The sequence below is a fragment of the Pseudomonas sp. genome (assembly GCF_049590575.1).
In the GTDB taxonomy this organism is placed as follows: domain Bacteria; phylum Pseudomonadota; class Gammaproteobacteria; order Pseudomonadales; family Pseudomonadaceae; genus Aquipseudomonas.
This window is the reverse complement of record NZ_JBAWDE010000068.1, coordinates 51,074-72,665: the sequence shown is the minus strand read 5'-3', so window position 1 is coordinate 72,665 and position 21,592 is coordinate 51,074. Positions and strand designations below refer to the sequence as shown.

Annotated in this window: 28 protein-coding genes; 18 read left to right on the top strand and 10 right to left on the bottom strand. The window is 61.1% G+C overall.

What is annotated here, in order from left to right; genetic code table 11:
* Positions 1-67: 67 nt before the first annotated feature.
* Positions 68-907, bottom strand: coding sequence for a UTP--glucose-1-phosphate uridylyltransferase GalU (gene galU / locus WBR57_RS05135; protein WP_058413995.1), 840 nt, complete (start codon positions 905-907; stop codon positions 68-70).
* Between the two features lie 309 nt (positions 908-1,216).
* Between galU and WBR57_RS05130 the strand changes: the two genes are divergently transcribed.
* Positions 1,217-1,402 carry a hypothetical protein gene (locus tag WBR57_RS05130; protein WP_122543762.1) on the top strand — a complete coding sequence of 62 codons (186 nt, stop codon included), beginning with the start codon at positions 1,217-1,219 and terminating at the stop codon, positions 1,400-1,402.
* Positions 1,403-1,545: 143 nt separating this feature from the next.
* Positions 1,546-1,827 (top strand): hypothetical protein, encoded by a 282-nt coding sequence (locus WBR57_RS05125; RefSeq protein WP_024075349.1) that lies wholly within the window; start codon positions 1,546-1,548, stop codon positions 1,825-1,827.
* Positions 1,828-1,838: 11 nt separating this feature from the next.
* Here the strand turns inward: WBR57_RS05125 and WBR57_RS05120 are convergent, their stop codons facing one another.
* The 4 genes from WBR57_RS05120 to WBR57_RS05105 all read right to left on the bottom strand — a co-directional run bounded on the left by WBR57_RS05120 (position 1,839) and on the right by WBR57_RS05105 (position 4,226).
* The gene (locus WBR57_RS05120; protein WP_424082724.1) at positions 1,839-2,069 is read right to left on the bottom strand and encodes a hypothetical protein; all 231 of its coding nucleotides are present in this window, start codon (positions 2,067-2,069) and stop codon (positions 1,839-1,841) included.
* 77 nt (positions 2,070-2,146) lie between these two features.
* Positions 2,147-2,998, bottom strand: a complete 852-nt coding sequence (locus WBR57_RS05115) for a c-type cytochrome (protein WP_424082777.1) — start codon at positions 2,996-2,998, stop codon at positions 2,147-2,149.
* Between the two features lie 59 nt (positions 2,999-3,057).
* Positions 3,058-3,705 (bottom strand): c-type cytochrome, encoded by a 648-nt coding sequence (locus WBR57_RS05110; protein WP_424082722.1) that lies wholly within the window; start codon positions 3,703-3,705, stop codon positions 3,058-3,060.
* Between the two features lie 170 nt (positions 3,706-3,875).
* Positions 3,876-4,226 (bottom strand): hypothetical protein, encoded by a 351-nt coding sequence (locus WBR57_RS05105; protein WP_424082720.1) that lies wholly within the window; start codon positions 4,224-4,226, stop codon positions 3,876-3,878.
* Positions 4,227-4,439: 213 nt separating this feature from the next.
* On the opposite strand from WBR57_RS05105, the gene WBR57_RS05100 reads away from it, so the two are divergent.
* The 4 genes from WBR57_RS05100 to ada all read left to right on the top strand — a co-directional run bounded on the left by WBR57_RS05100 (position 4,440) and on the right by ada (position 6,726).
* The gene (locus tag WBR57_RS05100; RefSeq protein ID WP_135290423.1) at positions 4,440-4,742 is read left to right on the top strand and encodes a DUF1883 domain-containing protein; all 303 of its coding nucleotides are present in this window, start codon (positions 4,440-4,442) and stop codon (positions 4,740-4,742) included.
* 25 nt (positions 4,743-4,767) lie between these two features.
* The gene (locus tag WBR57_RS05095; protein ID WP_424082718.1) at positions 4,768-4,935 is read left to right on the top strand and encodes a hypothetical protein; all 168 of its coding nucleotides are present in this window, start codon (positions 4,768-4,770) and stop codon (positions 4,933-4,935) included.
* A gap of 3 nt (positions 4,936-4,938) precedes the next feature.
* The gene (alkB, locus tag WBR57_RS05090; RefSeq protein ID WP_424082716.1) at positions 4,939-5,604 is read left to right on the top strand and encodes a DNA oxidative demethylase AlkB; all 666 of its coding nucleotides are present in this window, start codon (positions 4,939-4,941) and stop codon (positions 5,602-5,604) included.
* Positions 5,605-5,679: 75 nt separating this feature from the next.
* On the top strand, positions 5,680-6,726 hold the full coding sequence (ada, locus tag WBR57_RS05085; protein WP_424082714.1) for a bifunctional DNA-binding transcriptional regulator/O6-methylguanine-DNA methyltransferase Ada: 1,047 nt from the start codon (positions 5,680-5,682) through the stop codon (positions 6,724-6,726).
* Here ada and WBR57_RS05080 read toward each other — a convergent pair.
* Positions 6,723-7,301: a CGNR zinc finger domain-containing protein gene (locus WBR57_RS05080; RefSeq protein ID WP_424082712.1), complete on the bottom strand. Its 579-nt coding sequence runs from the start codon at positions 7,299-7,301 to the stop codon at positions 6,723-6,725. The genes ada and WBR57_RS05080 overlap by 4 nt on opposite strands.
* A gap of 174 nt (positions 7,302-7,475) precedes the next feature.
* Between WBR57_RS05080 and WBR57_RS05075 the strand changes: the two genes are divergently transcribed.
* From WBR57_RS05075 to WBR57_RS05040, 8 genes are all read left to right on the top strand, one after another.
* A complete protein-coding gene (locus tag WBR57_RS05075) occupies positions 7,476-8,354 on the top strand; it encodes an alpha/beta fold hydrolase (protein WP_424082711.1) in 879 nt (292 codons plus the stop codon).
* A 110-nt stretch (positions 8,355-8,464) separates the two neighbouring features.
* Complete coding sequence (locus WBR57_RS05070; protein ID WP_424082709.1) at positions 8,465-9,523, top strand: NAD(P)H-dependent flavin oxidoreductase; 1,059 nt, start codon at positions 8,465-8,467, stop codon at positions 9,521-9,523.
* Between the two features lie 107 nt (positions 9,524-9,630).
* Entirely contained in the window at positions 9,631-10,383 is a 753-nt protein-coding gene (gene modA, locus WBR57_RS05065) for a molybdate ABC transporter substrate-binding protein (protein ID WP_424082707.1), read from the top strand.
* Positions 10,384-11,064, top strand: coding sequence for a molybdate ABC transporter permease subunit (gene modB, locus WBR57_RS05060; RefSeq protein WP_017734225.1), 681 nt, complete (start codon positions 10,384-10,386; stop codon positions 11,062-11,064).
* 5 nt (positions 11,065-11,069) lie between these two features.
* The gene (gene modC / locus WBR57_RS05055) at positions 11,070-12,149 is read left to right on the top strand and encodes a molybdenum ABC transporter ATP-binding protein (RefSeq protein WP_424082775.1); all 1,080 of its coding nucleotides are present in this window, start codon (positions 11,070-11,072) and stop codon (positions 12,147-12,149) included.
* Between the two features lie 77 nt (positions 12,150-12,226).
* Positions 12,227-13,276: a DNA topoisomerase IB gene (locus WBR57_RS05050; protein WP_424082704.1), complete on the top strand. Its 1,050-nt coding sequence runs from the start codon at positions 12,227-12,229 to the stop codon at positions 13,274-13,276.
* A gap of 124 nt (positions 13,277-13,400) precedes the next feature.
* On the top strand, positions 13,401-15,023 hold the full coding sequence (locus WBR57_RS05045) for an ATP-binding cassette domain-containing protein (protein ID WP_424082702.1): 1,623 nt from the start codon (positions 13,401-13,403) through the stop codon (positions 15,021-15,023).
* Positions 15,024-15,092: 69 nt separating this feature from the next.
* Positions 15,093-15,797 carry a YoaK family protein gene (locus WBR57_RS05040; RefSeq protein ID WP_424082700.1) on the top strand — a complete coding sequence of 235 codons (705 nt, stop codon included), beginning with the start codon at positions 15,093-15,095 and terminating at the stop codon, positions 15,795-15,797.
* Between the two features lie 146 nt (positions 15,798-15,943).
* On the opposite strand, the gene WBR57_RS05035 is transcribed toward WBR57_RS05040, so the two are convergent.
* From WBR57_RS05035 to WBR57_RS05020, 4 genes are all read right to left on the bottom strand, one after another.
* Entirely contained in the window at positions 15,944-16,306 is a 363-nt protein-coding gene (locus WBR57_RS05035) for a hypothetical protein (protein ID WP_424082698.1), read from the bottom strand.
* A 191-nt stretch (positions 16,307-16,497) separates the two neighbouring features.
* On the bottom strand, positions 16,498-16,809 hold the full coding sequence (locus tag WBR57_RS05030; protein ID WP_424082696.1) for an AzlD domain-containing protein: 312 nt from the start codon (positions 16,807-16,809) through the stop codon (positions 16,498-16,500).
* A complete protein-coding gene (locus WBR57_RS05025) occupies positions 16,806-17,501 on the bottom strand; it encodes an AzlC family ABC transporter permease (RefSeq protein WP_424082694.1) in 696 nt (231 codons plus the stop codon). Before WBR57_RS05025 ends, WBR57_RS05030 begins: the two co-directional genes overlap by 4 nt.
* 71 nt (positions 17,502-17,572) lie before the next feature.
* Entirely contained in the window at positions 17,573-17,788 is a 216-nt protein-coding gene (locus WBR57_RS05020; RefSeq protein WP_025856028.1) for a hypothetical protein, read from the bottom strand.
* A gap of 291 nt (positions 17,789-18,079) precedes the next feature.
* Between WBR57_RS05020 and WBR57_RS05015 the strand changes: the two genes are divergently transcribed.
* From WBR57_RS05015 to WBR57_RS05000, 4 genes are all read left to right on the top strand, one after another.
* A complete protein-coding gene (locus WBR57_RS05015; protein WP_424082691.1) occupies positions 18,080-19,363 on the top strand; it encodes an arsenic transporter in 1,284 nt (427 codons plus the stop codon).
* Positions 19,364-19,382: 19 nt separating this feature from the next.
* Complete coding sequence (locus WBR57_RS05010; protein WP_424082773.1) at positions 19,383-20,192, top strand: AraC family transcriptional regulator; 810 nt, start codon at positions 19,383-19,385, stop codon at positions 20,190-20,192.
* 74 nt (positions 20,193-20,266) lie between these two features.
* Positions 20,267-20,878: a LysE family transporter gene (locus tag WBR57_RS05005; protein WP_424082689.1), complete on the top strand. Its 612-nt coding sequence runs from the start codon at positions 20,267-20,269 to the stop codon at positions 20,876-20,878.
* A gap of 313 nt (positions 20,879-21,191) precedes the next feature.
* Positions 21,192-21,485 carry a hypothetical protein gene (locus tag WBR57_RS05000; protein ID WP_424082687.1) on the top strand — a complete coding sequence of 98 codons (294 nt, stop codon included), beginning with the start codon at positions 21,192-21,194 and terminating at the stop codon, positions 21,483-21,485.
* Positions 21,486-21,592: the final 107 nt, after the last annotated feature.

The following is a 21,592-nucleotide window of genomic DNA, read 5'->3' as shown; positions in this document are numbered from 1 at the left end:
TAGATGGGGCTGAAAAACGAAAAAGCCACCCGAAGGTGGCTTTTTCAAGCGTGCAGGCAACCGTGAATCAGTAAGCCTTGCCCGTTTTGTAGAAATGCTCGAAGCAGAAGTTGGTCGCTTCGATGTAGCCTTCAGCACCACCGCAGTCGAAACGCTGGCCTTTGAATTTGTAGGCAATCACGCAACCGTCTTTGGCTTGCTTGAGCAGCGCGTCGGTGATCTGGATCTCGCCGCCTTTGCCTGGCTCGGTTTCTTCGATCAGCTTGAAGATGTCCGGGGTCAGGATGTAACGACCGATGATCGCCAGGTTCGACGGAGCGTCTTCCGGGTTTGGCTTCTCGACCATGTCACGCACACGGATCAGGCCATCGCCAATTTCGTCGCCAGCGATCACGCCGTACTTATTGGTTTGCGACGGATCTACTTCCATCACTGCAACGATGGTGCAGCGGTACTTCTTGAACAGATCAACCATCTGCTCCAGAACACCTTTGCCGTCCAGGTTTACGCACAGGTCATCCGCGAGGACCACGGCGAACGGTTCGTCACCGATCAGCGGGCGGCCGGTCAGGATGGCGTGGCCGAGGCCCTTCATCTGGGTCTGACGGGTGTAGGAGAACGAGCACTCGTCGAGCAGCTTGCGGATACCAACCAGGTATTTTTCCTTGTCGGTGCCCTTGATCTGGTTTTCCAGCTCGTAGCTGATGTCGAAGTGGTCTTCCAGTGCGCGCTTACCACGGCCGGTCACGATGGAAATTTCGTTCAAGCCGGCATCCAGTGCCTCCTCAACCCCGTACTGAATCAGTGGCTTGTTCACCACCGGCAGCATCTCTTTGGGCATGGCCTTGGTCGCTGGCAAGAAGCGAGTGCCGTAACCGGCTGCTGGGAACAAGCATTTCTTGATCATATGGGTCCTTACAAAGGGCTGTGCGTACGAAATTCGGCGCAGTCTAATCAGGCCGCAGTCACCTTACAATGGGTCCTGCTGGCGTTGCGATGTCAACATAGAGAAAAAATGTTCGCGTAAGTTCCGCTGATCTTACGAAGAGCATCTTTCCCGGTGGGGCCAAAATACCTGCACCGCGCCGTCTCCATGGGCTGTGCCCTTTTTAGCACGCTTTTGGAACCAGAACACTGACCTGGAATAACTTGCGCGAACCCGCGGCATTTGGCGCTATCATTACGCCCTTGAACCAGACCACGAGATTGTTAATAGATGTCAGAACCAAAAGGCGTGAACGGCTACCTGATCACACAGCGAGCGGACGGCTGGCACCTGATCAACTTCCACGGTGACAGCGTTGCCGGGGTATTCCCCACCGAACAAATGGCTATCGCGGTAGCTGAAGTGTTCGTCGATGAAGCAGGCCACGCGTCGAGCAAGCGGCCCAAGGGCAAGTAAGCCTCTGCGCCAGCAAAAAGAGCCTCGTTGAACGGGGCTTTTTTGTGTTTGTCTGTACCTAGGTGGCAGATCGCTATAATCTTCCGCAAACGCCCCACGACAGTGTCAGCGCTCCCCTCCAACACCCTTGATGACGAACTCATATGAACAAAATTCTGGCACTGACTGCGGTACTGGCGCTTACCGGCTGCACCACCACCTCCGACGTTTACCTGAAAAACGGTGAGCAAGGCCTGACGATCGACTGTTCAGGCGAAGCCAACTCCTGGGCCAGCTGCTACGAAAAGGCTGACGCCTCCTGCGCCGGCACCGGTTATCGCATTGTCGGCACCGAAGGCACGCCTGCGCTGAGCGAAGATGACAAAACCCTGGGCAAAGATGTCGGCAACTTCAAGAGCCGCAGTGTCGTGGTGGTCTGCAAGTAAGCGCGACGGCCTTACATGTGAATTTCGGCGAACTTGATGCCCAGGCCGCGAATGGTCTCGATCAAGTCATCCAGGCGCTCGAACGACTCCACTTCGTCCTGATCGTCCACCAGGAAAAAACTGCGCCCTCCGCTTTTCTTGAAAAATACAATCCACTCGCCCAGGTCGGCGGGGTTCTGGATGACATGGGTGGCCGAAATCTGGCCCTCGGCATGGTGGGTTCTGACGTGTTCACGTTTCATGACGGTTTTCCAGGAAAAGACCCATGCCGCGCAAACCCAGGGTTTGCGCGGCATTTTTGTGGTGAATGGCCGACAGTTTAACGGATGCCTTGCCCGATCAGCACGCCGTCTACGGTTTGGCCGTAGAGATTGACCCCGTCATTGGCATGAAACTTCAGGCGGGTTTTCTCCACCGAGCCGTCGATCAGCCGCGGGTCTTGGGGTCGTTCATGGCTGTTGACGTAGGCCGCGACGTCCCAGGCCTGCTGGTCACTCAGGCTGCCGCTCTTACCCAGGGGCATGTTGTGCTTGATGAAGGAAGCCGCCGTATTGATCCGATGCATACCTGCACCCCAATTGTAGGAGTCCTTTCCCCAGAGCGGCGGCATTAAGTAACTGTCACCGACCTTTTGCCCCTGCCCTTCGGCGCCATGGCACACCGCGCATTGCCCTTGGTAGACCTGCGCGCCCTGCCGCAGGTCATAGCCTGCGGTCGGCTGCGCTACGTCGGGGTAGCCGCGCCCCGGCAACTCGACGCCCAAGGGCGCCTTGCTGGCCAGCCAATAGGCATACACCGACAGCGCGGTAATCTCAATGCTGTCGGCGGCGGGTGGCTTGCCGCCGTTCATGCTGAACTGGAAGCAGCCCTGCAGACGTTCGGCGAAGGTGTTGACCTTGTCATTTTTCTTTCGGTAGGCCGGATACATCGGATAAGCGCCCCACAGCGGCGCAGAGTTGGCCAGCCGTCCCTGATCGAGGTGGCAATTGCTGCAATTGAGTCCGTTGCCGACAAACTCAGGCGCCAGGCGCTTGGTATCGACAAATAACGCATAGCCCTGCCTGACCAGCTTGCCGTAGGCGTTGTCAGGCAGCTCGCTTTCTTGAGGTGGCTGGAATTGAGCGGCTTGCGGGTGGGTTGCCGCCGATTGCAACTGCGACTGATCTTCCATGGCAATCGTCGCGGCCTGCACGGGCAGCACCGCGGCCATTCCCAGCAACACAAATGCTTTCATGGCTTGGCCTCCGGGCCTTGGGCCGCGAAATACTGGGCCACACCCTGCACTTCCTCCGCCGTAAGGGATTTGGCGATATGCCCCATCAAGTCATTCGGGTCATTGCGACGGGTTCCGGCCTGCCAGGCGTTCAGCTGTGCCACCAGGTAGGCAGCAGGCTGGCCGGCGAGTGGCGGGAACGCATCACCGACACCCACCCCCGCTGGCCCGTGGCAGCTGACACAAGCGGGGATCTGCCGCTCCCACGCGCCTTGCAGGGCAAGTTTTTGCGCAGCATCGGTCGGCATTTCACTGCGATAAGCCGGGGCGGGAACAGGCGCAGGCATGGCTGCCAGCGCCTGGCTGACGGCGCCGATTTCCGCCTCGGTGAGGGCGATCGCCAGCGGCCGCATCACCGTACTGGCACGGCTGGCGTTCTTGAAGTCTTCGAGTTGTTTGCTGATATACGCCGCCGGCAAACCCGCCAACCGAGGAAACCCCGCGGCGGCCATGCCCATTCCGTCGGCACCATGGCAGGCCACACAGGGCATGGCGCCCGGCAGTGATCCGCCTTGGGTAAAAATCTTTTTTCCATCCAGGGCGTTGGCGTTGCCCAACACCAACAACAACGCGCTACCCATCAGCATGCGTTCCAGGGACATCATCACCGCTCCATTTTATAGTTATATGCTTAGGCGTATATGGCATAAGCCTGCAAATGTTAGGAGACTGAGCCCTTGGCGACAACTGTAAAAAAATCCCACAAAAAAGCCTGACGCTGCTCTCGCAGGGTCAGGCTTTTATCGGATTCAGATAACGGGCAGAGCCTACGGCTTCAGCCGGAAATGCACTCTTCACCGGCCTTTTTCACATCGCCCGGGCGAATAGGCACATTGGACATGCTCTCGTAGAGCTTGATGCTGCTGCCGCTGGAACGCTCTTCAATCTCGAAAATCGCCGAAGGATCGGCTGAGAACTTCTGCGGCACGATGACTTGTACGCCTTCCTTATGCGGTTCGATCTGCGGCGGCCGGCGGGTGGTGGATAATTTACGCACGACGCAGGCTGCATATTCCTGCGGTTTCTTGCCTGAAATGACAGCCAATGTCGGCGGTGTCTGCTTGATATCTGCAACCGAAGCACACCCACCTATCGCCAAGGCCAGAACCAACACACTCCACTTCATATAAAACCTCCGATAAAGACCCTACGACAGCGGGGATGGTAATTTTCTCCCGCCCAAGTAGGATTTATCCCTGATAACTCGGTAAATAACTGTTTTAAATTGTCGACGCCGTCGAACACGGGCCGATAATAAACGCGCTGGGGCTGATAAACTCCATCTTAACCTACGTATCGTTCTGATTTTTCAGAAAAAGCCCTTCTGGAGACACCCCTCATGAAATTCATCCACCAGCGTGAGCACCTCAACGAGGGAGACATTGTCGTCATCGAATGCTCGCAAACTTGTAATATTCGTCTGATGAGCGACGCGAACTTTCGCAGCTTCAAGAATGGCGGCCGCCACACCTACCACGGTGGCGCCTTCGATAAATTCCCGGCCAAAATCACTGCGCCGAGCACCGGTTTCTGGAACATCACCCTGGACGTGGTGACCCGCCGCGCGATCAGCGTCACCAAAAAACCGACGTTGTCGCACAAGATCCGCATCGTGCGCCGCACCAGCTCCAAACTGAGCTGACCCGTATTTTTCACAGGAAATAACCGTGACTGCCACCACCAAATACGTGATCAAGTACAAACTCAACGGCGAGCGCCGCTTTGAATTCGCTCAACTGCACACCAACAGCGTGGAAGAAGCCCAGCAAGCCCTGGGCAAAATCCACGATGCCAGCGATGTGATTACTGACATCACCGTGAGCAAGGCGCTGTAAGCCATGGCCGGCCCCACTGCGGACCTGTTCGCCGATGACGCCCTGCAACAACCCGCAGGGCGCGAGCAAATCGGCGAACAATCCTACGTGCTAAGAGGCTATGCCCTGCCCTGGATCGAGCGACTGCTGCCGGAGCTGCGCCGCATCCTCGCGCAATCGCCCTTTCGAAAAATGGTCACGCCCGGCGGCTTCACCATGTCGGCCGCCTTGAGCAGTTGCGGCGACCTGGGCTGGAGCACCGACTCACGCGGTTACCGCTACACGCCGCTGGACCCCCTCAGCCAGCAACCCTGGCCCGCCATGCCGGATGCCTTACGGCAACTGGCCGTACAGGCCGCGGCAGACGCCGGGTTTGCTGACTTCACACCGGACGCCTGCCTGATCAACCGCTACGTACCCGGCGCCAAAATGTCCCTGCACCAGGACAAGAATGAGCGTCGCTACAGCGAACCGGTGGTGTCGATTTCCCTCGGGTTGCCGGCGATTTTCCTGTTTGGTGGCCATGAGCGCAGCGACAAGCCACTGAAAGTTTCGCTGTTCCATGGCGACGTGGTGGTTTGGGGCGGGGTCGATCGCCTGCGTTTTCACGGGGTGATGCCGATCAAGGATGGCGTGCACCCGATCATGGGTCCGCAACGCATCAACCTCACCTTGCGCACCGCCGGCTGATTTGACCGCAAGCTTCGGAGTGCCGGGCCAGCGCGGCAGGGCTAATCTGGGCAGAATTCGTCAAGAGTGCCGACCATGACCACCGAACACGACCCACGCTGGGCGGCCATCCTCGCCCGCGACCCGAAAGCCGATGCACTCTTCGTTTACGGCGTGAAGACCACGGGCGTGTATTGCCGACCCAGTAGTGCTTCGCGCTTGCCGCGCCCGGAAAATATCGAATTCTTCGACACGGCGGCGCAAGCCGAAGCTGCCGGTTACCGTGCCAGCAAACGCGCCGCCGGCGACCAAACCCAACTGGCCGCGCAGCATGCGCAACTGGTTGCCCAGGCCTGCCGGCAGATCGAGCAGGCCGACACCCCACCCAGCCTGAGCGCACTGGCGGCCCAGATCGGCCTCAGCCCTTTTCATTTCCACCGCGTGTTCAAAAGCGTCACAGGCCTGACGCCCAAGGGCTACGCCAGCGCCCATCGCTCACGCAAGCTGCGCGACGGGCTCAAAGGCCCGCACTCGGTAACGGATGCGCTGTATGACGCGGGCTTCAACTCCAATAGCCGCTTTTACGAGGCGGCCGATCAGTTGCTCGGCATGAAACCCAGCGACTATAGGGCCGGCGGCACCAACAATCAGATCCTGTTCGCCGTCGGGCAATGCTCGCTCGGCGCGATCCTGGTGGCGCAGAGCAACCGTGGCGTGTGTGCGATTCTGCTGGGCGATGACCCGGACAAACTGGTGCATGACCTGCAGGATCAATTTCCCAAGGCCAACCTGGTCGGCGCTGATCGCCGCTTCGAACAGTTGATCGCCCAGGTCGTAGGGTTTATCGAGGCACCCGCCCTTGGCCTGGACTTGCCGCTGGACCTGCGCGGCACGGCGTTCCAGGAACGGGTGTGGCAGGCCCTGCGCGAGATTCCAGTGGGCAGCACGGCCAGCTACGCGCAGATCGCCCAGCGCATCGGCGCGCCGAAGTCGTTTCGCGCGGTGGCCCAGGCCTGCGGCGCGAACAGCCTGGCGGTGGCAATTCCGTGCCACCGCGTGGTGCGCAGCAACGGCGACTTATCAGGTTACCGCTGGGGCGTAGAGCGCAAACGCCAACTGCTGAAGCGCGAAAGCGAAGTTTAAAGCGCTTTGCGCTTGCGGAACTGTGCAGCTTTAAAGCGGTTGCCGCACAACGCCATGCTGCACCATCGGCGCTTATGGGCCTTGGTGCGGTCGTAAAACCACAGCACGCACTCGGGATGCTCGCAGGTGCGGATCAGGTTGAAATCGCCGTCCACCAGCAGGCCCGCAGCGGCCTCGGCAATCCCTGACAGGAACTGCTCCGGGGTCTGCAGTTTGCGCTGCCGCTCCAGGCGCAGCTCACCCGGAGCCGGCCACGCCAATTGCGGATGGCTGACCGCCTTGCGCAAAAAACCATTCAACGCCGCAGGATCGCCCTGATTCCCCGCCTTGCGCTGCTCCAGCAGCACGCGCACAACCTCGCGCAACTGCACTGCCGCCGCTAATAACGCACCGGGCTCGAAGACCGGTATTGCGCCCTCCTCGGCCCAGCCCAGGCGCACCAGCCAGCGTTCGACATCCCCGTCGCTTTGCCAGAACTCAAAGGGCTGCCCATCGACATTGGCGCGGGTGTTGAGCATGTCCAGGACCGGGTTATCGGCAAGCACATAGGGTTCCACAGAGGCAGCGGTGGTCATGGTCAATCCTCTTGATTTCGCCGGCAAGCGTAACCGTTATTTTCAGATATGGGTAGTTACGCGCAGCAAAAACATAACCAGATAAAATAATTTGACAGGTTGCTTTTTTCGGTGCAGCTTTTAGCTGCGTAACCCGTATATTCAACTTAACCAGTTACTAAAGGCCCGATCACCATGACCACTCAAGCACCCGTTGTGCGCTACCACCACGTCGCTGTCGATGGCGTCAGCCTGTTCTACCGCGAAGCCGGCGACCCAACCGCCCCGGTTATGCTGCTGTTGCACGGCTTTCCCAGTTCATCGCATATGTACCGCGACTTGATCCCCTTGCTCGCCACGCGCTTTCGGGTGATCGCCCCGGACTTGCCTGGTTTTGGCTTCACCGACGTGCCGGCCGAGCGCGATTACGTCTACACCTTCGACAACCTCGCGCTCACGGTCGGGCACTTTGTCGATGCGCTTGAGTTGAGCCGCTACGCCCTATACGTCTTCGATTACGGCGCGCCGGTCGGCCTGCGCCTGGCGGTGGCGCATCCGGAACGGGTCAGCGCGCTGGTCTCGCAAAATGGCAATGCCTACCTCGAAGGCCTGGGCGATGCCTGGGCACCGATTCGCCGGTATTGGGCCGAGCCGACCCAGGCCAACCGCGAAGTGATCCGCAGCGCGGTGATCAGCCTGGAAGGCACCCGCTACCAGTACCTGCACGGCGTGAGCCAGCCGGAACTGGTTGCACCGGAGTCCTACATGCTCGACGTATTGCTGATGCAGCGTCCCGGCAACGACGAGATCCAGTTGGACCTGTTCCTCGACTACCGCAACAACCTCACGTTGTACCCGGCGTTCCAGGCATTCTTCAAGGCCACCCAAGTGCCGGCGCTGGTGATCTGGGGTCAGAACGATCCGTTCTTCATTCCGCCAGGCGCCCACGCCTATAAGGCCGACAACCCCAACGCCGTGGTGGAACTACTGGACACCGGCCACTTCGCCCTGGAAACCCACGCTGCACATATTGCCGAGCGCATCCACGCAGTGCTGGGGCACGCCATTGACTGACGGAGCATCACGAAACCTGCTCCCCGTCCAGTGAATAAAACAGACTGGCCGGGTGCCGATGGCCCTGCTAAAACAGCGAAACGCCCGACTAACGCTGGAGACGCCCCCCCATGAGCACCTGGCCAGACACCCGCATTCTCGACCTGCTGGGCATTCAAGTGCCCATCATCCAGGCGCCGATGGCCGGCGCCACCACCACCGCCATGGTCATCGCCGCCAATAACGCGGGGGCACTGGGTTCGATGCCGGCGGCCGCGCTGACCATCGAGCAACTGCGCGAAGCGTTGACCATTATTCGCCACGCCAGCGCGCAGCCGATCAATGTGAATTTTTTCTGCCATCTGCCGCCCGCGCCTGACGCAGCCCGCGATCAGCGCTGGAAAGCGCTGCTGCAACCTTACTACCGCGAGTTGGGCGCCGATTTCGATGCGCCGACACCGCTTTCCAACCGCGCGCCATTCGACGAAGCCGCATGCCAGGTAGTCGAAGCATTCCGCCCTGAAGTCGTCAGTTTTCACTTCGGCTTGCCGGAAACGTCCCTGTTGGAGCGGGTAAAAGCCACCGGCGCCAGGGTGCTGTCCTCCGCTACCACGGTTGAAGAAGCCATATGGCTGGAACAACACGGCTGCGATGCAATCATCGCCATGGGCATTGAGGCGGGCGGGCATCGTGGTTTGTTTCTGAGCGACGACCTGAATACCCAGATCGGCCTGTTCGCCCTGCTGCCGCAAATCGTCGACGCCGTCAGCGTGCCGGTGATTGCGGCGGGTGGTGTTGGCGATGCGCGCGGGATCGTCGCGGCGTTGGCCCTGGGCGCCTCGGCGGTGCAGGTCGGCACCGCTTACCTGTTCACGCCTGAAGCCAACGTGAACACTTCCCACCACCATGCTCTGCGCACCGCCCAGGCCAGCGAAACGGCCCTGACCAACCTGTTTACCGGCCGACCGGCGCGGGGCATCGTCAACCGAGTGATGCGGGAGTTGGGCGCGATCAACCCGGCCGCGCCGGCGTTTCCCATCGCGGGCGGCGCGTTGATGCCACTCAGGGCCAAGGATGAAGCAGGCTTCAGCAACCTGTGGTCGGGCCAGGCGTTACGCCTGGGCAAAGAGATCAGCACCTATGCGCTGACCCGCGAACTGGCCGAGCAGGCCCTGGCGAAGCTCAATTAGCAGCAACTTTGCACTGTACCGGCAATGGCCAACCGCTATATATTCCCGTACATAGCGGTTAAGCCTTCTCCCTATAACAAGCCGTACACTGCTCAAGGAGCTGCTTCATGAAGATTCACGCCCCACGCCAGGCCGTCCTGGTCGCCGCCCTCGCTTTCGGTTCGGCGCATGCCGATGAAGTCCAGGTCGCCGTAGCCGCCAACTTCACCGCGCCGATCCAGGCTATTGCCGCCGATTTCGAAAAAGACACCGGCCACAAGCTGGTCGCGGCCTATGGCGCTACCGGGCAGTTCTACACCCAGATCAAAAACGGCGCGCCGTTCGAAGTGTTCCTGAGCGCCGATGACACCACCCCGCAAAAACTCGAAACCGAAGGCGACACCGTCAAAGGCTCGCGCTTCACCTACGCGGTGGGCACCCTGGCGCTGTGGTCGGCCAAAGAAGGTTATGTCGATGCCAAGGGCGACGTGCTGAAGAAAAATCAATTCAAGCACCTGTCCATCGCCAACCCGAAAGCCGCGCCTTACGGTCTGGCCGCGACTCAGGTGCTGGCCAAAGAAGGCCTGACCGAGCAGGTCAAGGACAAGCTCGTCGAAGGCCAGAACATCACCCAGGCCTATCAGTTCGTGTCCACCGGCAACGCCGAACTGGGCTTTGTCGCCTTGTCGCAGATCTATAAAGACGGCAAAGTCACCAGTGGTTCGGCGTGGATTGTCCCGTCTTCCATGCACGATCCGATCAAACAGGACGCGGTGATCCTCAACAAGGGCAAAGACAGCGCCGCTGCCAAGGCACTGGTTGAGTACCTGAAAGGGCCAAAAGCTGCTGCCGTTATCAAGTCCTACGGTTACGAGCTCTAAATGCCGCTATCGAGTGCCGATTTTTCCGCGATCTGGTTGACCATCAAGCTGGCGTCGCTGACCACCGTGATCCTGTTGGTCATCGGCACTCCGATTGCCCTGTGGCTGTCGCGCACCCGCTCCTGGTGGCGCGGCCCGATCGGGGCAGTTGTCGCCTTGCCGCTGGTGTTGCCACCCACGGTTATCGGCTTTTACCTGCTGTTGACCATGGGGCCCAATGGCTACTTTGGCCAGTTCACCCAATGGCTGGGCCTGGGCACCCTGACCTTCAGCTTCGCCGGGCTGGTGATTGGTTCGGTGATCTATTCCATGCCGTTTGTGGTGCAGCCGTTGCAAAACGCTTTCTCCGCGATCGGTACTCGCCCGCTGGAAGTGGCCGCGACCTTGCGCGCCAACCCGTGGGACACCTTCTTCACAGTGATACTGCCCCTGGCGCGCCCGGGGTTTATCACTGCGTCCATCCTCGGCTTTGCGCACACCGTCGGCGAATTCGGCGTGGTGCTGATGATCGGCGGCAATATCCCCGACAAGACTCGCGTGGTCTCGGTGCAGATCTACGACCACGTCGAAGCCATGGAATACGCCCAGGCCCATTGGCTGGCGGGCTCGATGGTGGTGTTCGCATTCCTCGTGTTGCTGGCGCTCTACTCCAGCCGTAAAACCAAGATGGGCTGGAGCTGATGTCGATGATTGATGTGCGCTTGAACCTCAACTATTCCGGGTTTGCCCTGGACGTAGACCTGCACCTGCCAGGGCGCGGCGTGACGGCGCTGTACGGGCACTCCGGCTCCGGCAAGACCACCTGCCTGCGTTGCATCGCCGGGTTGGAGCGCGCCGACGACGCTTTTATCCGCATCAACGATGAGGTCTGGCAAGACAGCCGTAACCGCGTGTTCGTGCCACCGCACAAGCGCGCGTTGGGGTATGTGTTTCAGGAGGCCAGCCTGTTTCCACACCTGTCGGTGCGCGCGAACCTGGCGTTCGGCCTCAAGCGTATCGCGCGCCAGCATCGGCGCGTCGAACTGGCCCAGGCCACCGAGCTGCTCGGGATCGGCCACCTGCTCGAGCGGCATCCGCAGCACTTGTCCGGCGGCGAGCGCCAGCGTATCGGCATCGCCCGCGCGCTGCTCACCAGCCCCCGCCTGCTGTTGATGGACGAACCCTTGGCCGCCCTCGACAGCAAGCGCAAAGGGGAAATCCTGCCGTACCTGGAACGCCTGCACGACGAACTGGATATTCCGGTGCTGTATGTCAGCCATGCCCAGGATGAAGTGGCGCGGTTGGCCGACCATATCGTGCTGCTCAGCGACGGCAAGGCGCTGGCGAGTGGCCCCATCGGCGAAACCCTGGCGCGGCTCGACCTGCCCCTGGCGCTGGGGGACGACGCCGGGGTGGTGATCAACGGCAGCGTCAGCGCCTACGATGCTCACTACCAGTTGCTGACGTTGCAGTTGCCCGACAGCGCCCAGCACTTGCGCGTGGCCCATGCGCCGCTGGCTGTCGGCAAAACATTGCGGGTCAAGGTGCAGGCACGGGACGTGAGCCTCAGCCTGCAAGCCGAGGAACACAGCAGCATCCTCAACCGCCTGCCGGTGACGGTCACCCAGGAAATAGCGGCGGACAACAGCGCGCATGTGCTGGTACGCCTGGACGCCGATGGCACGCCGCTGCTGGCGCGCATCACGCGGTTTTCCCGCGACCAGCTGCAACTGCACCCCGGCCAGACCCTGTGGGCGCAGATCAAAGCGGTCGCGGTATTGGCCTGAAAACCTTTTGGCACGACCGCAAACGGCTGCGGTCAATCAGCTATACCGGCCTGATTTGTTGCCAAGGAACCTGCGCCATGCCCGATTCTGCGTCCCCCGCCGACCTGCCCCGTGACCTGCATTACGTTGACGACACCCAACCCGGCATCCGCCGCAAAACACTGCGCGGCACGTTTCAATACTTCGATGCCAAGGGTGAACGCATCAAGGATGCCGACGAGATCAAGCGCCTGAACACCCTCGCAGTGCCGCCGGCCTACACCGACGTGTGGATCTGCGCCGACCCGCGCGGTCACCTACAGGCCACCGGCCGCGACGCGCGTGGGCGCAAGCAATACCGCTATCACGCGCGCTGGCGCGAGGTACGCGACAGCGACAAATACGCGCGGCTGCAGGAATTCGGCAACGCCCTGCCCAAGTTGCGCAAGCAGCTGGAAGCGCAGATCGCCGAGCCCGGCTTTACCCGCGAAAAAGTCCTCGCCACGGTGGTGATGCTGCTCGACGCCACGCTGATTCGCGTCGGTAATACCCAGTATGCGCGCGACAATAAATCCTACGGGCTGACCACCCTGCGCACCCGCCATGTCGATGTCAAAGGCAGCGAGATCCAATTCCAGTTTCGCGGCAAGAGCGGCGTGGAACATCAGATCAGTGTCAAGGATCGGCGCCTGGCCACGGTGGTCAAGCGCTGCCTGGAACTGCCGGGGCAGAACCTGTTCCAGTACCTGGATGAAGACGGCGAGCGCCACACCGTCAGTTCCCATGACGTGAACGCCTACCTGCATGACCTCACCGGTGCCGACTTCACCGCCAAGGATTACCGCACCTGGGCCGGCACCGCGATGGCGCTGGCGGTGCTGCGTGAATTGCAATGGCAGCCGGAATCCGATGCCAAAAGGCACGTGGTCGCGATGGTCAAGGACGTCGCCAAGCAGTTGGGCAACACGCCGGCGGTGTGCCGTAAGTGCTATATCCACCCGGCCGTGCTCGAGCATTTCAGCCTCGGCGAACTGTCCAAATTGCCCAAGCCGCGCCTGCGTAAAGGGCTGAAAGCAGAAGAGGTGGCGCTGGCGATGTTCCTCGAACAACTGGCCGAAGACTTGCCGAAAAAAGCCAAGGCGGGTTAGGCTTTGCCTCCCTTCTGACTCACGGGATGAGCGCCGACGTGAACAACTAAGCCTTCCAAAATGTATCTGCAACGAGCCGCCTGGCGCGCTTGTTGGCCTGTCCGACATTTTTTTGGAGGTGCTGATGACTGACGTCAACCGGCTGCCCGTCCTGGTTTCCCTGCAACACCTATGCTTCCAGTTCGCCAACGGCGAGACCTTGCTGGAAGACCTGACCCTGTCTATCGATCACACCCCCACCGGCATTGTGGGGCGCAATGGCCGAGGCAAAAGTATCCTTGCGCAATTGCTCGCCGGGTTGCTGTCACCCTCCAGCGGTACCGTCAATCGCACGGCCAGCGTGGCTTACGTGCCCCAGACCGTAAAGGTTGCGACCGGGCAAACCGTCGCCGACATCACGGCCACTGCGCAGGCCCTGGCTGCTCTGGCGCGGATGGCGGCGGGTACGGCGCTGATCGATGATCTTGAGTTGATCGACGACCGCTGGGACCTTGCCGACCGATTACGCGCTGCGCTGGATGCTGCGGGCCTGGCACCGCTCGCCTTTGACGCGCCGGCCGATCAACTCAGCGGCGGCCAACTGGCCCGGGTAGCCGTGATCGGTGCACTGCTGGCAGCCCCACCGTTGCTGGTGCTCGACGAACCCACCAATCACCTCGACAGTGCCGGGCGCCAATGGCTATTGCGACAACTCAAGGCGTGGCGCGGCGGCCTGGTGGTGGTCAGCCATGATCGGCAACTGCTCAACAGCCTGGAGCGCATCGTTGAGCTGTCGCCCCTGGGCATACGGGTGTATGGCGGCAATTACGATGCCTATCGCCTGCAGCGCGACACCGAACAGCACGCCGCCGTCGCGGCACTGGAACACGCGCGCCTGGCGCGCAGCCGCGAACATCGGCGCCTGCACAAAGACCACGACGCCCTGCAACGCAATGCTGCGCGCTCGCGCAAACACGCCGAAACCGCCAACGTCGACCGCTTCACCAAAGCCCGCTGGAAAGGCGCCGCGGGTGAAATCGCCAGCCATGTGCGCAGTGCTCATCACGCCCAAAAACATGCACTGGACGCTCAGGTCCGCCACGCCTACCAGCGCGTGCAGGATGAGACAGCAACCCTGTTGACCTTGCCGGAGTCGGCGATACCCAACGGTCGCCAAGTCCTCGCGTTGGTAAATGTTCAGCTTCCCTGGCTGGCCCCTCCGCCGCTCACGCTGCACCTGACCGGGCCGGTGCGTGTGGCCGTGCAGGGGCCGAACGGCTGCGGGAAATCGACGTTGCTCAAGGTGCTTGCAGGCCTTTGGTCGCCGGTCAGTGGCGAATGTTCGGTGCCGGTGCCCAGCGCGTATATCGACCAGCACCTGGCACTGCTGGATGACCGACGCTCGATCATTGATCAGCTCGACCTGCTCGACACCCCCCTGGCCGAAGCCGAGCTGCGTACGCGGCTGGCGCTGCTGCAACTGGATGCCACGCGGGTCACTCAACCGGCCGGACAGCTCAGTGGCGGCGAGCGCTTGAAAGCGGCGATGGCGATTGCGCTGTGGCGTGAAATACCCGCGCAGCTGCTGTTGCTCGACGAGCCGACCAACCACCTGGACCTCGAATCGGTGCTGGCCTTTGAACAGGCGCTGCAAGGCTTTAGCGGGGCAATGCTAGTGGTCTCGCATGACCCGGCCTTTGTGCAAGCTATTCAGCCAACCCATCATCTGCGCTGGCACAGAGAGGGTTGGCGCCTGGCGTGTGTCTGAGGTCATTGCGCGCCTGGGCAAAGCGTCCTACGGTAGTGGCCGGATAATCTCACCGAGGAAGCCGGCCCCATGCTGCCAACGCCCCGCAAACCCTACGTCAATCCCGCACTCGCCCATCGACAGCGCTGGCGTGGCCGCGTCGGCATGATGCTGGTGGCCAGCCTGTCGGTGCTGGCGGGCATGACCGATGCCATCGGCTTCATGGCCAGCGGCGACTTTGTATCATTCATGAGCGGCAACACCACACGCCTGGCGGTGGCGATCAGTGCCGGCGATCTTGGGCTGACGGGGCGCTTGCTGTTGCTGGTCGCCACTTTTGTGGCGGGCAACGCCCTGGGCGTGATGGTCAGCCGTGTCAGCCGGCGCCATGCCCTGCCCTTGTTGCTGTGTATTGCGGCGTTGCTGTGCGGCGGGGCCTTGTTGCCCGTTACCGAAACGCTGCCGGCCTTGCTCGCGGCCATCATTGCGATGGGCATGCTTAATGCTGCCGTGGAAGAGGTCAACGGTTTGCCGGTGGGCCTGACGTATGTCACCGGCGCGCTGTCGCGGTTTGGTCGCGGGCTGGGGCGCTGGATGCTCGGCGAGCGCCGCAACGGCTGGCGGGTGCAATTGATTCCGTGGGCGGGGATGTTCGTCGGCGCGGTGATGGGTGCACTGCTGGAGCAGCAGATGGGCCTGAAGGCGCTGCTGGTCAGCGGGGGGTTGGCGGGGTTGCTGGGGCTGGTGTCACTGAAGATTCCGCGCCGCTGGCACTTGGGTTTTATGCCGCGATAAGGTGCAAAAAGGAGGCTCGCCCGACGTTTAGGCCTCGACGTCCGTGTACTGGTAAAGAGCCATCATGTCGGGCGAGCGGTGTGAATCATAAGCGAATGCCCGGCGGCTGTCCGCCGGGGATTTCCTAAAAGCACTAAGGCAAAGGATTACAGGCAGGTCGCGAGCGCAGCCAAACGGCGCTTGGCGGGCATCGTGTCTTCGGCCGCGTAGTAATTCACGGTGGAGCCGGCGCCGGCGCTGATCACGTCGACAAAATAATCGCCACCCGTGGTGTAGACGGTAAAACCACCCGCTGCGGTCGGTTCCTTGAAGCCGCCGGCGTCCACGCCGAACACACTTTCGTCCTGCCAGCCGAACTGGATGCACTCGGCAACGACCAGTGTGGCTTTATCCGAGGCCATGCTTTTGTAGGGGCTGCCTGCACGCGCCTCTTTCATCTTCGAACCTGCGCAACCGGCCAATGCAGCCAGTGCTGCCAGTACCATTGCGCCCATTACGACCTTCCGCATGCCATCGCCTCCTTGGAAAAAACGCGACTTTACCATTTGCAGGAAGTGCGTGGGCCACTGTGAACTGGCGGGGTGCAGCGCATGAATTTAGTTTCACTGTGAAGGGAGACCACGCCGCCTATAGTCGACAGGCTCATTTTTAGAAGTCTCCCTTCTGCCCGCCCTCCCGCGGGCTTTTTTTCGCCGGGTTTTTATAACAGCCAGCGAAACAGATAAAACAACGCCATGCTCAGCAGCACAGTGACCAGCACACTGCGCGTCCAGTACATCAGCGCCACGGCGCAGATGCTCGCCAGCAGGTACGGGTTGGCGAGGCTCAGGTTCAACTGGTGGTCAGCCAGAAAAATGATCGGCCCGCAAATCGCCGTGAGCATGCCCGGCACCGCAAAGCCGAGGAATTCCCGCGCCCCACGGTTCAGCCGCACCGGCAAACGCGGCTCAATAAACAAGTAACGGTTAAGGAACACCACCAGGCCCATGGCCACAATCATCAGGTAAATCATCGCTGCCCGACTCCCAGTCGCTTGCACACAAACCCTGCACTCATGCCCAACACGCCGGACACCACCACCGCCGATTCCCAATGCAGAAAGCTCAACCACACCGAAAACAGCAGCGACACCGCCACGCAGACCACTGTCGGCACGTCGCGCACAACCGGGGTGATCAGCGCAATAAAGGTCGCCGCAATCGAGAACTCCAGGCCCAGTTGGTCAAGGCCGGGAATGCTTTTACCCAGCACGATGCCGGCCAGCGTGAACAGGTTCCAGGCGATGTAGAACGTCAGGCCGACGCCCAACGCATACCAGCGATTGAAGGTTTCACGGTCGTAATGGCTGACCAGCGCAAAGAATTCATCGGTCAGCAGAAACCCCAGGCTCAGGCGCCAGCGGGCTTTGAGTGGTGAAACTATCGGGCGCAAATGCATGCCGTACAGCAGATGCTGGGAGGTCAGCAGCAAGGTGGTCAGCACGATGGAGATCAGGCTGGCGCCGCTTTTGACCATGCCGATGGCGACCAACTGCGCCGCGCCGGCAAACACGATGGCCGACAAGCCCTGGGCTTGCAGCGGGGTAAATTGCGCATCGATGGCCATCGAGCCGGCCAGCAAGCCCCATGGCGCACAGGCCAGGGACAGGGGAATGACGGCGATCGCGCCGCGAGCGAAGGCGTAATGAGGTAAGGCGGTAGGCATGGAGACGGCTCATCGACAGACAGTCGACAAGCATGCCAGCGTATCCAGGGGCTTGTCTTGAACGATCTTGCTCAGGCCAGCCTTACCGAGACCTGCTCCACCGAATCGCGCGCTTCGCGCAATTCGTGGGCGTCCTGGTTGAGCCGGTGAATGGTATTGAGCAGGCGCTGGCGCAGCACTTCATCGCCGAGTTTTTCGACGGCGCGCATCAGGTCAAACGCTGCGGTTTCATTATTTTCCGCAACGGAATCCAGGGTCTTGCGCAGGTTACGAGTGGCACGGGTCACGCGGGGGTCTTCCTTCATCAGCAATGGCAGGCACCTTAGGACATTCGTGTTTCAGTTTAATTTCAGGCAGTTGTGGCTGATTTGCGCGGATTTGATCCATGTCAGTCGAATTCAGGATTTACCCTACAAATCGGAAAAAACACTATTGCAGTGGGCAAGCGCGAACTTTGCGTGTACGAACTGATCCATGCCATGCACGGCAACCCGCCACGGTTGCGCAGCGTCTGGATGCAATGGGCGACAGACCACAACGGACCAGCACCTGCTGCTGAACCCTCGGAGCGTTTATTCATGCTTGTCGCAATTGCGATTTTCATCTTCACCATCGTCCTGGTCATCTGGCAGCCCAAGGGCCTGGGCGTAGGCTGGAGTGCCACGATGGGCGCAATCCTGGCCCTGGCCTGTGGCGTGATCAGCCTGGCCGACATCCCGGTGGTGTGGCACATCATCTGGAATGCCACCGGCACGTTTGTCGCGCTGATCATCATCAGCCTGTTGCTCGATGAGGCCGGTTTTTTCGCCTGGACCGCGCTGCATGTCGCACGCTGGGGGCGCGGCCGCGGCCGGCGGCTGTTTGCCTATATGGTGCTGCTCGGCGCACTGGTCTCGGCGCTGTTCGCCAATGACGGCGCGGCGCTGATCCTCACACCGATCGTGATGTCGATGCTGCTGGCCCTGCGTTTTTCGCCGGCCGCAACCCTGGCATTCGTGATGGGCGCGGGGTTTATCGCCGACACCGCGAGCCTGCCGCTGGTAGTGTCGAACCTGGTGAACATCGTCTCGGCGGATTACTTCAAGATCGGTTTCAACGAATACGCCGCGGTGATGGTGCCGGTGAACTTCGTCAGTGTCGCGGCGACGCTGGCCGTGCTGCTGTGGTTCTTCCGCCGTGACATCCCGCAAACCTACGACCCGGCTGACCTGGATGACCCGGCCACGGCGATCCACGACCGCGCCACCTTTCGCGCCGGCTGGTGGGTGCTGGGCATCCTGCTGGTCGGCTGCTTTGCCCTGGAGCCGCTGGGCATTCCGATCAGCGCCATCTCCGCAGCCTGCGCGGTGTTGCTGCTGGTGATCGCCGCCAAGGGCCACCAGATCTCCACGCGCAAAGTGCTGAAAGAAGCGCCGTGGCAGATCGTGGTCTTTTCCCTTGGCATGTACCTGGTGGTCTACGGCTTGCGCAACGCCGGCCTCACCACCTACCTGGCGACCTGGCTGGATACCTTTGCGCATTACGGCGTGTGGGGCGCGGCCATGGGCACCGGGGTGCTGACGGCCTTGCTGTCGTCGGTGATGAACAATTTGCCGACCGTGTTGATCGGCGCGCTGTCCATCGAGTCCAGCCATGCCGTGGGCGTGGTCAAGGACGCGATGATCTATGCCAACGTGATCGGCAGTGACCTCGGTCCGAAAATCACCCCCATCGGCAGCCTGGCTACCCTGCTCTGGCTGCACATCCTGGCGCGCAAAGGCATCACCATCACCTGGGGCTATTACTTCAAGGTCGGGATCGTGCTGACCTTGCCCGTACTGTTGATCACCCTTGCCGCCCTCGCCCTGCGCCTGAGTATTTAGTTATGCTCGGCGCTTTCCTCTGTCGCGGGACGACTCGATGAGCGCCATGCAACACGCCTGGCTGGGCAACTACGAAATCAGCCGCACCACCTGCACCGGCCTGACCTTCGCCCGCCATAGCCATGACGAATGCGTGATCGGCGTAAACCTGTTGGGCGAGGAAAAGGTCTGGCTCGACCGCCGTGAATTCGAGGCAGGGCCTGGCTCCATCACCTTGTATAACCCCGGTCAGATTCAAGGCGGCGGCGCGGCGGATGGGGCGCCGTGGCAGTTTGTCAGCCTGTACGTCACGGCCGAGCAATTGGCCGCCGACCTGGGGCTGGCGCAGGTAGAGTTCGACCGTTCACTGTGCTTTCAGCCGGATCTCGCCCAGCGCCTGGCGGCGACGGTGAAAGGCGCGTTAAGCGCAGATGCCCGGGTGCGCGAATTGAATGAAGACGCCTTGGTCCTGCTGCTCGGTGAAGTGGTCAGCCTCAGCGGCGTACGCTTGCCCTGCAGTACGGGCACCGGCAAAAGCCTGGTCGGTCGCGCGCAGGAATTGCTCGCCGCGCACCTGCATCAGTCGCTGCCGCTTGAGCACTTGGGCGATGAGCTGGGGTTGTCCAAATTCCACGTGCTGCGCACCTTCCAGCAAGAAACCGGGCTGAGCCCCAGGCAATGGGCCATGCAATTGCGCACCTGTCGCGCCAAGGGCCTGTTGCGCAATGGCGTGGCAGCGAGTGAGGTTGCGCATGACCTGGGCTTTGCCGACCAGAGCCACCTCAACCGACACTTTCGCGCGGCCTATGGCATCACACCGGGGCGCTATCAAAGCGTGCTGAAACGCTGAACAGCGCAATCTGGTTCAAGACAATCCGCCCGCGCCGGCCCAGACTGCCCACGATCATTTGAAGGAACACGGGCATGCTGACGATCTTCTTTTACGCGCTGGTATTCGGTTTTGTGTTTTGCCTGTCTCCCGGCGCCGTGCTGGCAGAGACCTTGCGCCGTGGCCTGCTCCACGGGTTTACCCCGGCGCTGCTGGTTCAGGTCGGCTCACTGGTGGGCGACGCCGTGTGGGCGGTAATCGGCCTGACCGGCATCGCCCTGCTGATCCAGCATGACGCCGTGCGTGTGCCGCTCACGATCGTGTGCGCGGTGTATCTGGCCTGGCTCGGCGTGCGCAGCCTGCTCGATGCCTGGCATTTGCCAGAGACCGGCGATGCACCGCCCAGCTCCGGGAAAAATGCGCTGGCGGTGGGCGCGGCCATTTCCCTGGCCAACCCGAAGAACATTGTGTACTGGGGCGCGCTGGGCAGCGCGTTGGCCGGGATCGTCGGCGCCACCCCCAGCCACGCGCAGACCCTGATGTTTTTTGCCGGCTTTATGCTCGCGTCGGTGCTGTCCTGTTTTCTCACGGCCGCACTGGTCAACCTGCTGCGCAAGAACGCATCGCCGTTGTGGCAACGCATCAGTTATGGCACTTGCGGCGTGGTATTGATTTACCTGGCCATTCTGGCCGCGCAGGGCATATGAAGTTATATAACTCACTGCTTCAAAGTGCCTCTTGTCTGAACAAACTCTGAACAACGAGTTATTTAACTGATCCAGCGTTGACATTTTGTAACCGGCTGAGTAGATTGCCCGTGCCCGCAACTAGGGCCTTTTTTAAACCTCACAAAAGAAGCCAATGGACACAGTATCTAGTCGCTGTCCGAGCACCGCTTCAGCGGGCATCGGGCGCCAAACCCAGAATATGACAGGACTCGCCGGTCCGGTACGCTGCGCTAGAGCTTGATGCTCCACCGTAACGGCCTCACCGGATACGTGTCCGGTCCCGAGGTGTGTTATGACCTTCCAACTCCTTGTTTTACCTGATCTGCGCACGCTGGCCACGGCCCTGCGCGCCAAGCTGTGCCGCGAGCCCGTGGGCTTTTCGCCTACCCGTTCGCCGTATGCCACACCCTCCCCTCAAGTGCGCCCGGCCCCGCCGCTGGCGCACTGGCGTATCTGCCCAGCCACTGGCCAACTGCAGCAGCACTGGGATCACGCCGACCCGCAAGACCCACAGAGGCCGAGCGTTTCCAGCCTGGCGCAAGCTGGCCCGATGCTCGGCCTATCTCTGAGCACTCGCGCTGCTTAAGCCTGCTGGAAACAACAACTTCCTGATAAATACCCTGGTGTTCCTGATGAACAATTCCAGTTGTAATCGGCTGCGCGTTAGTTAACTAACGCGCGTTGTAGAAGTTA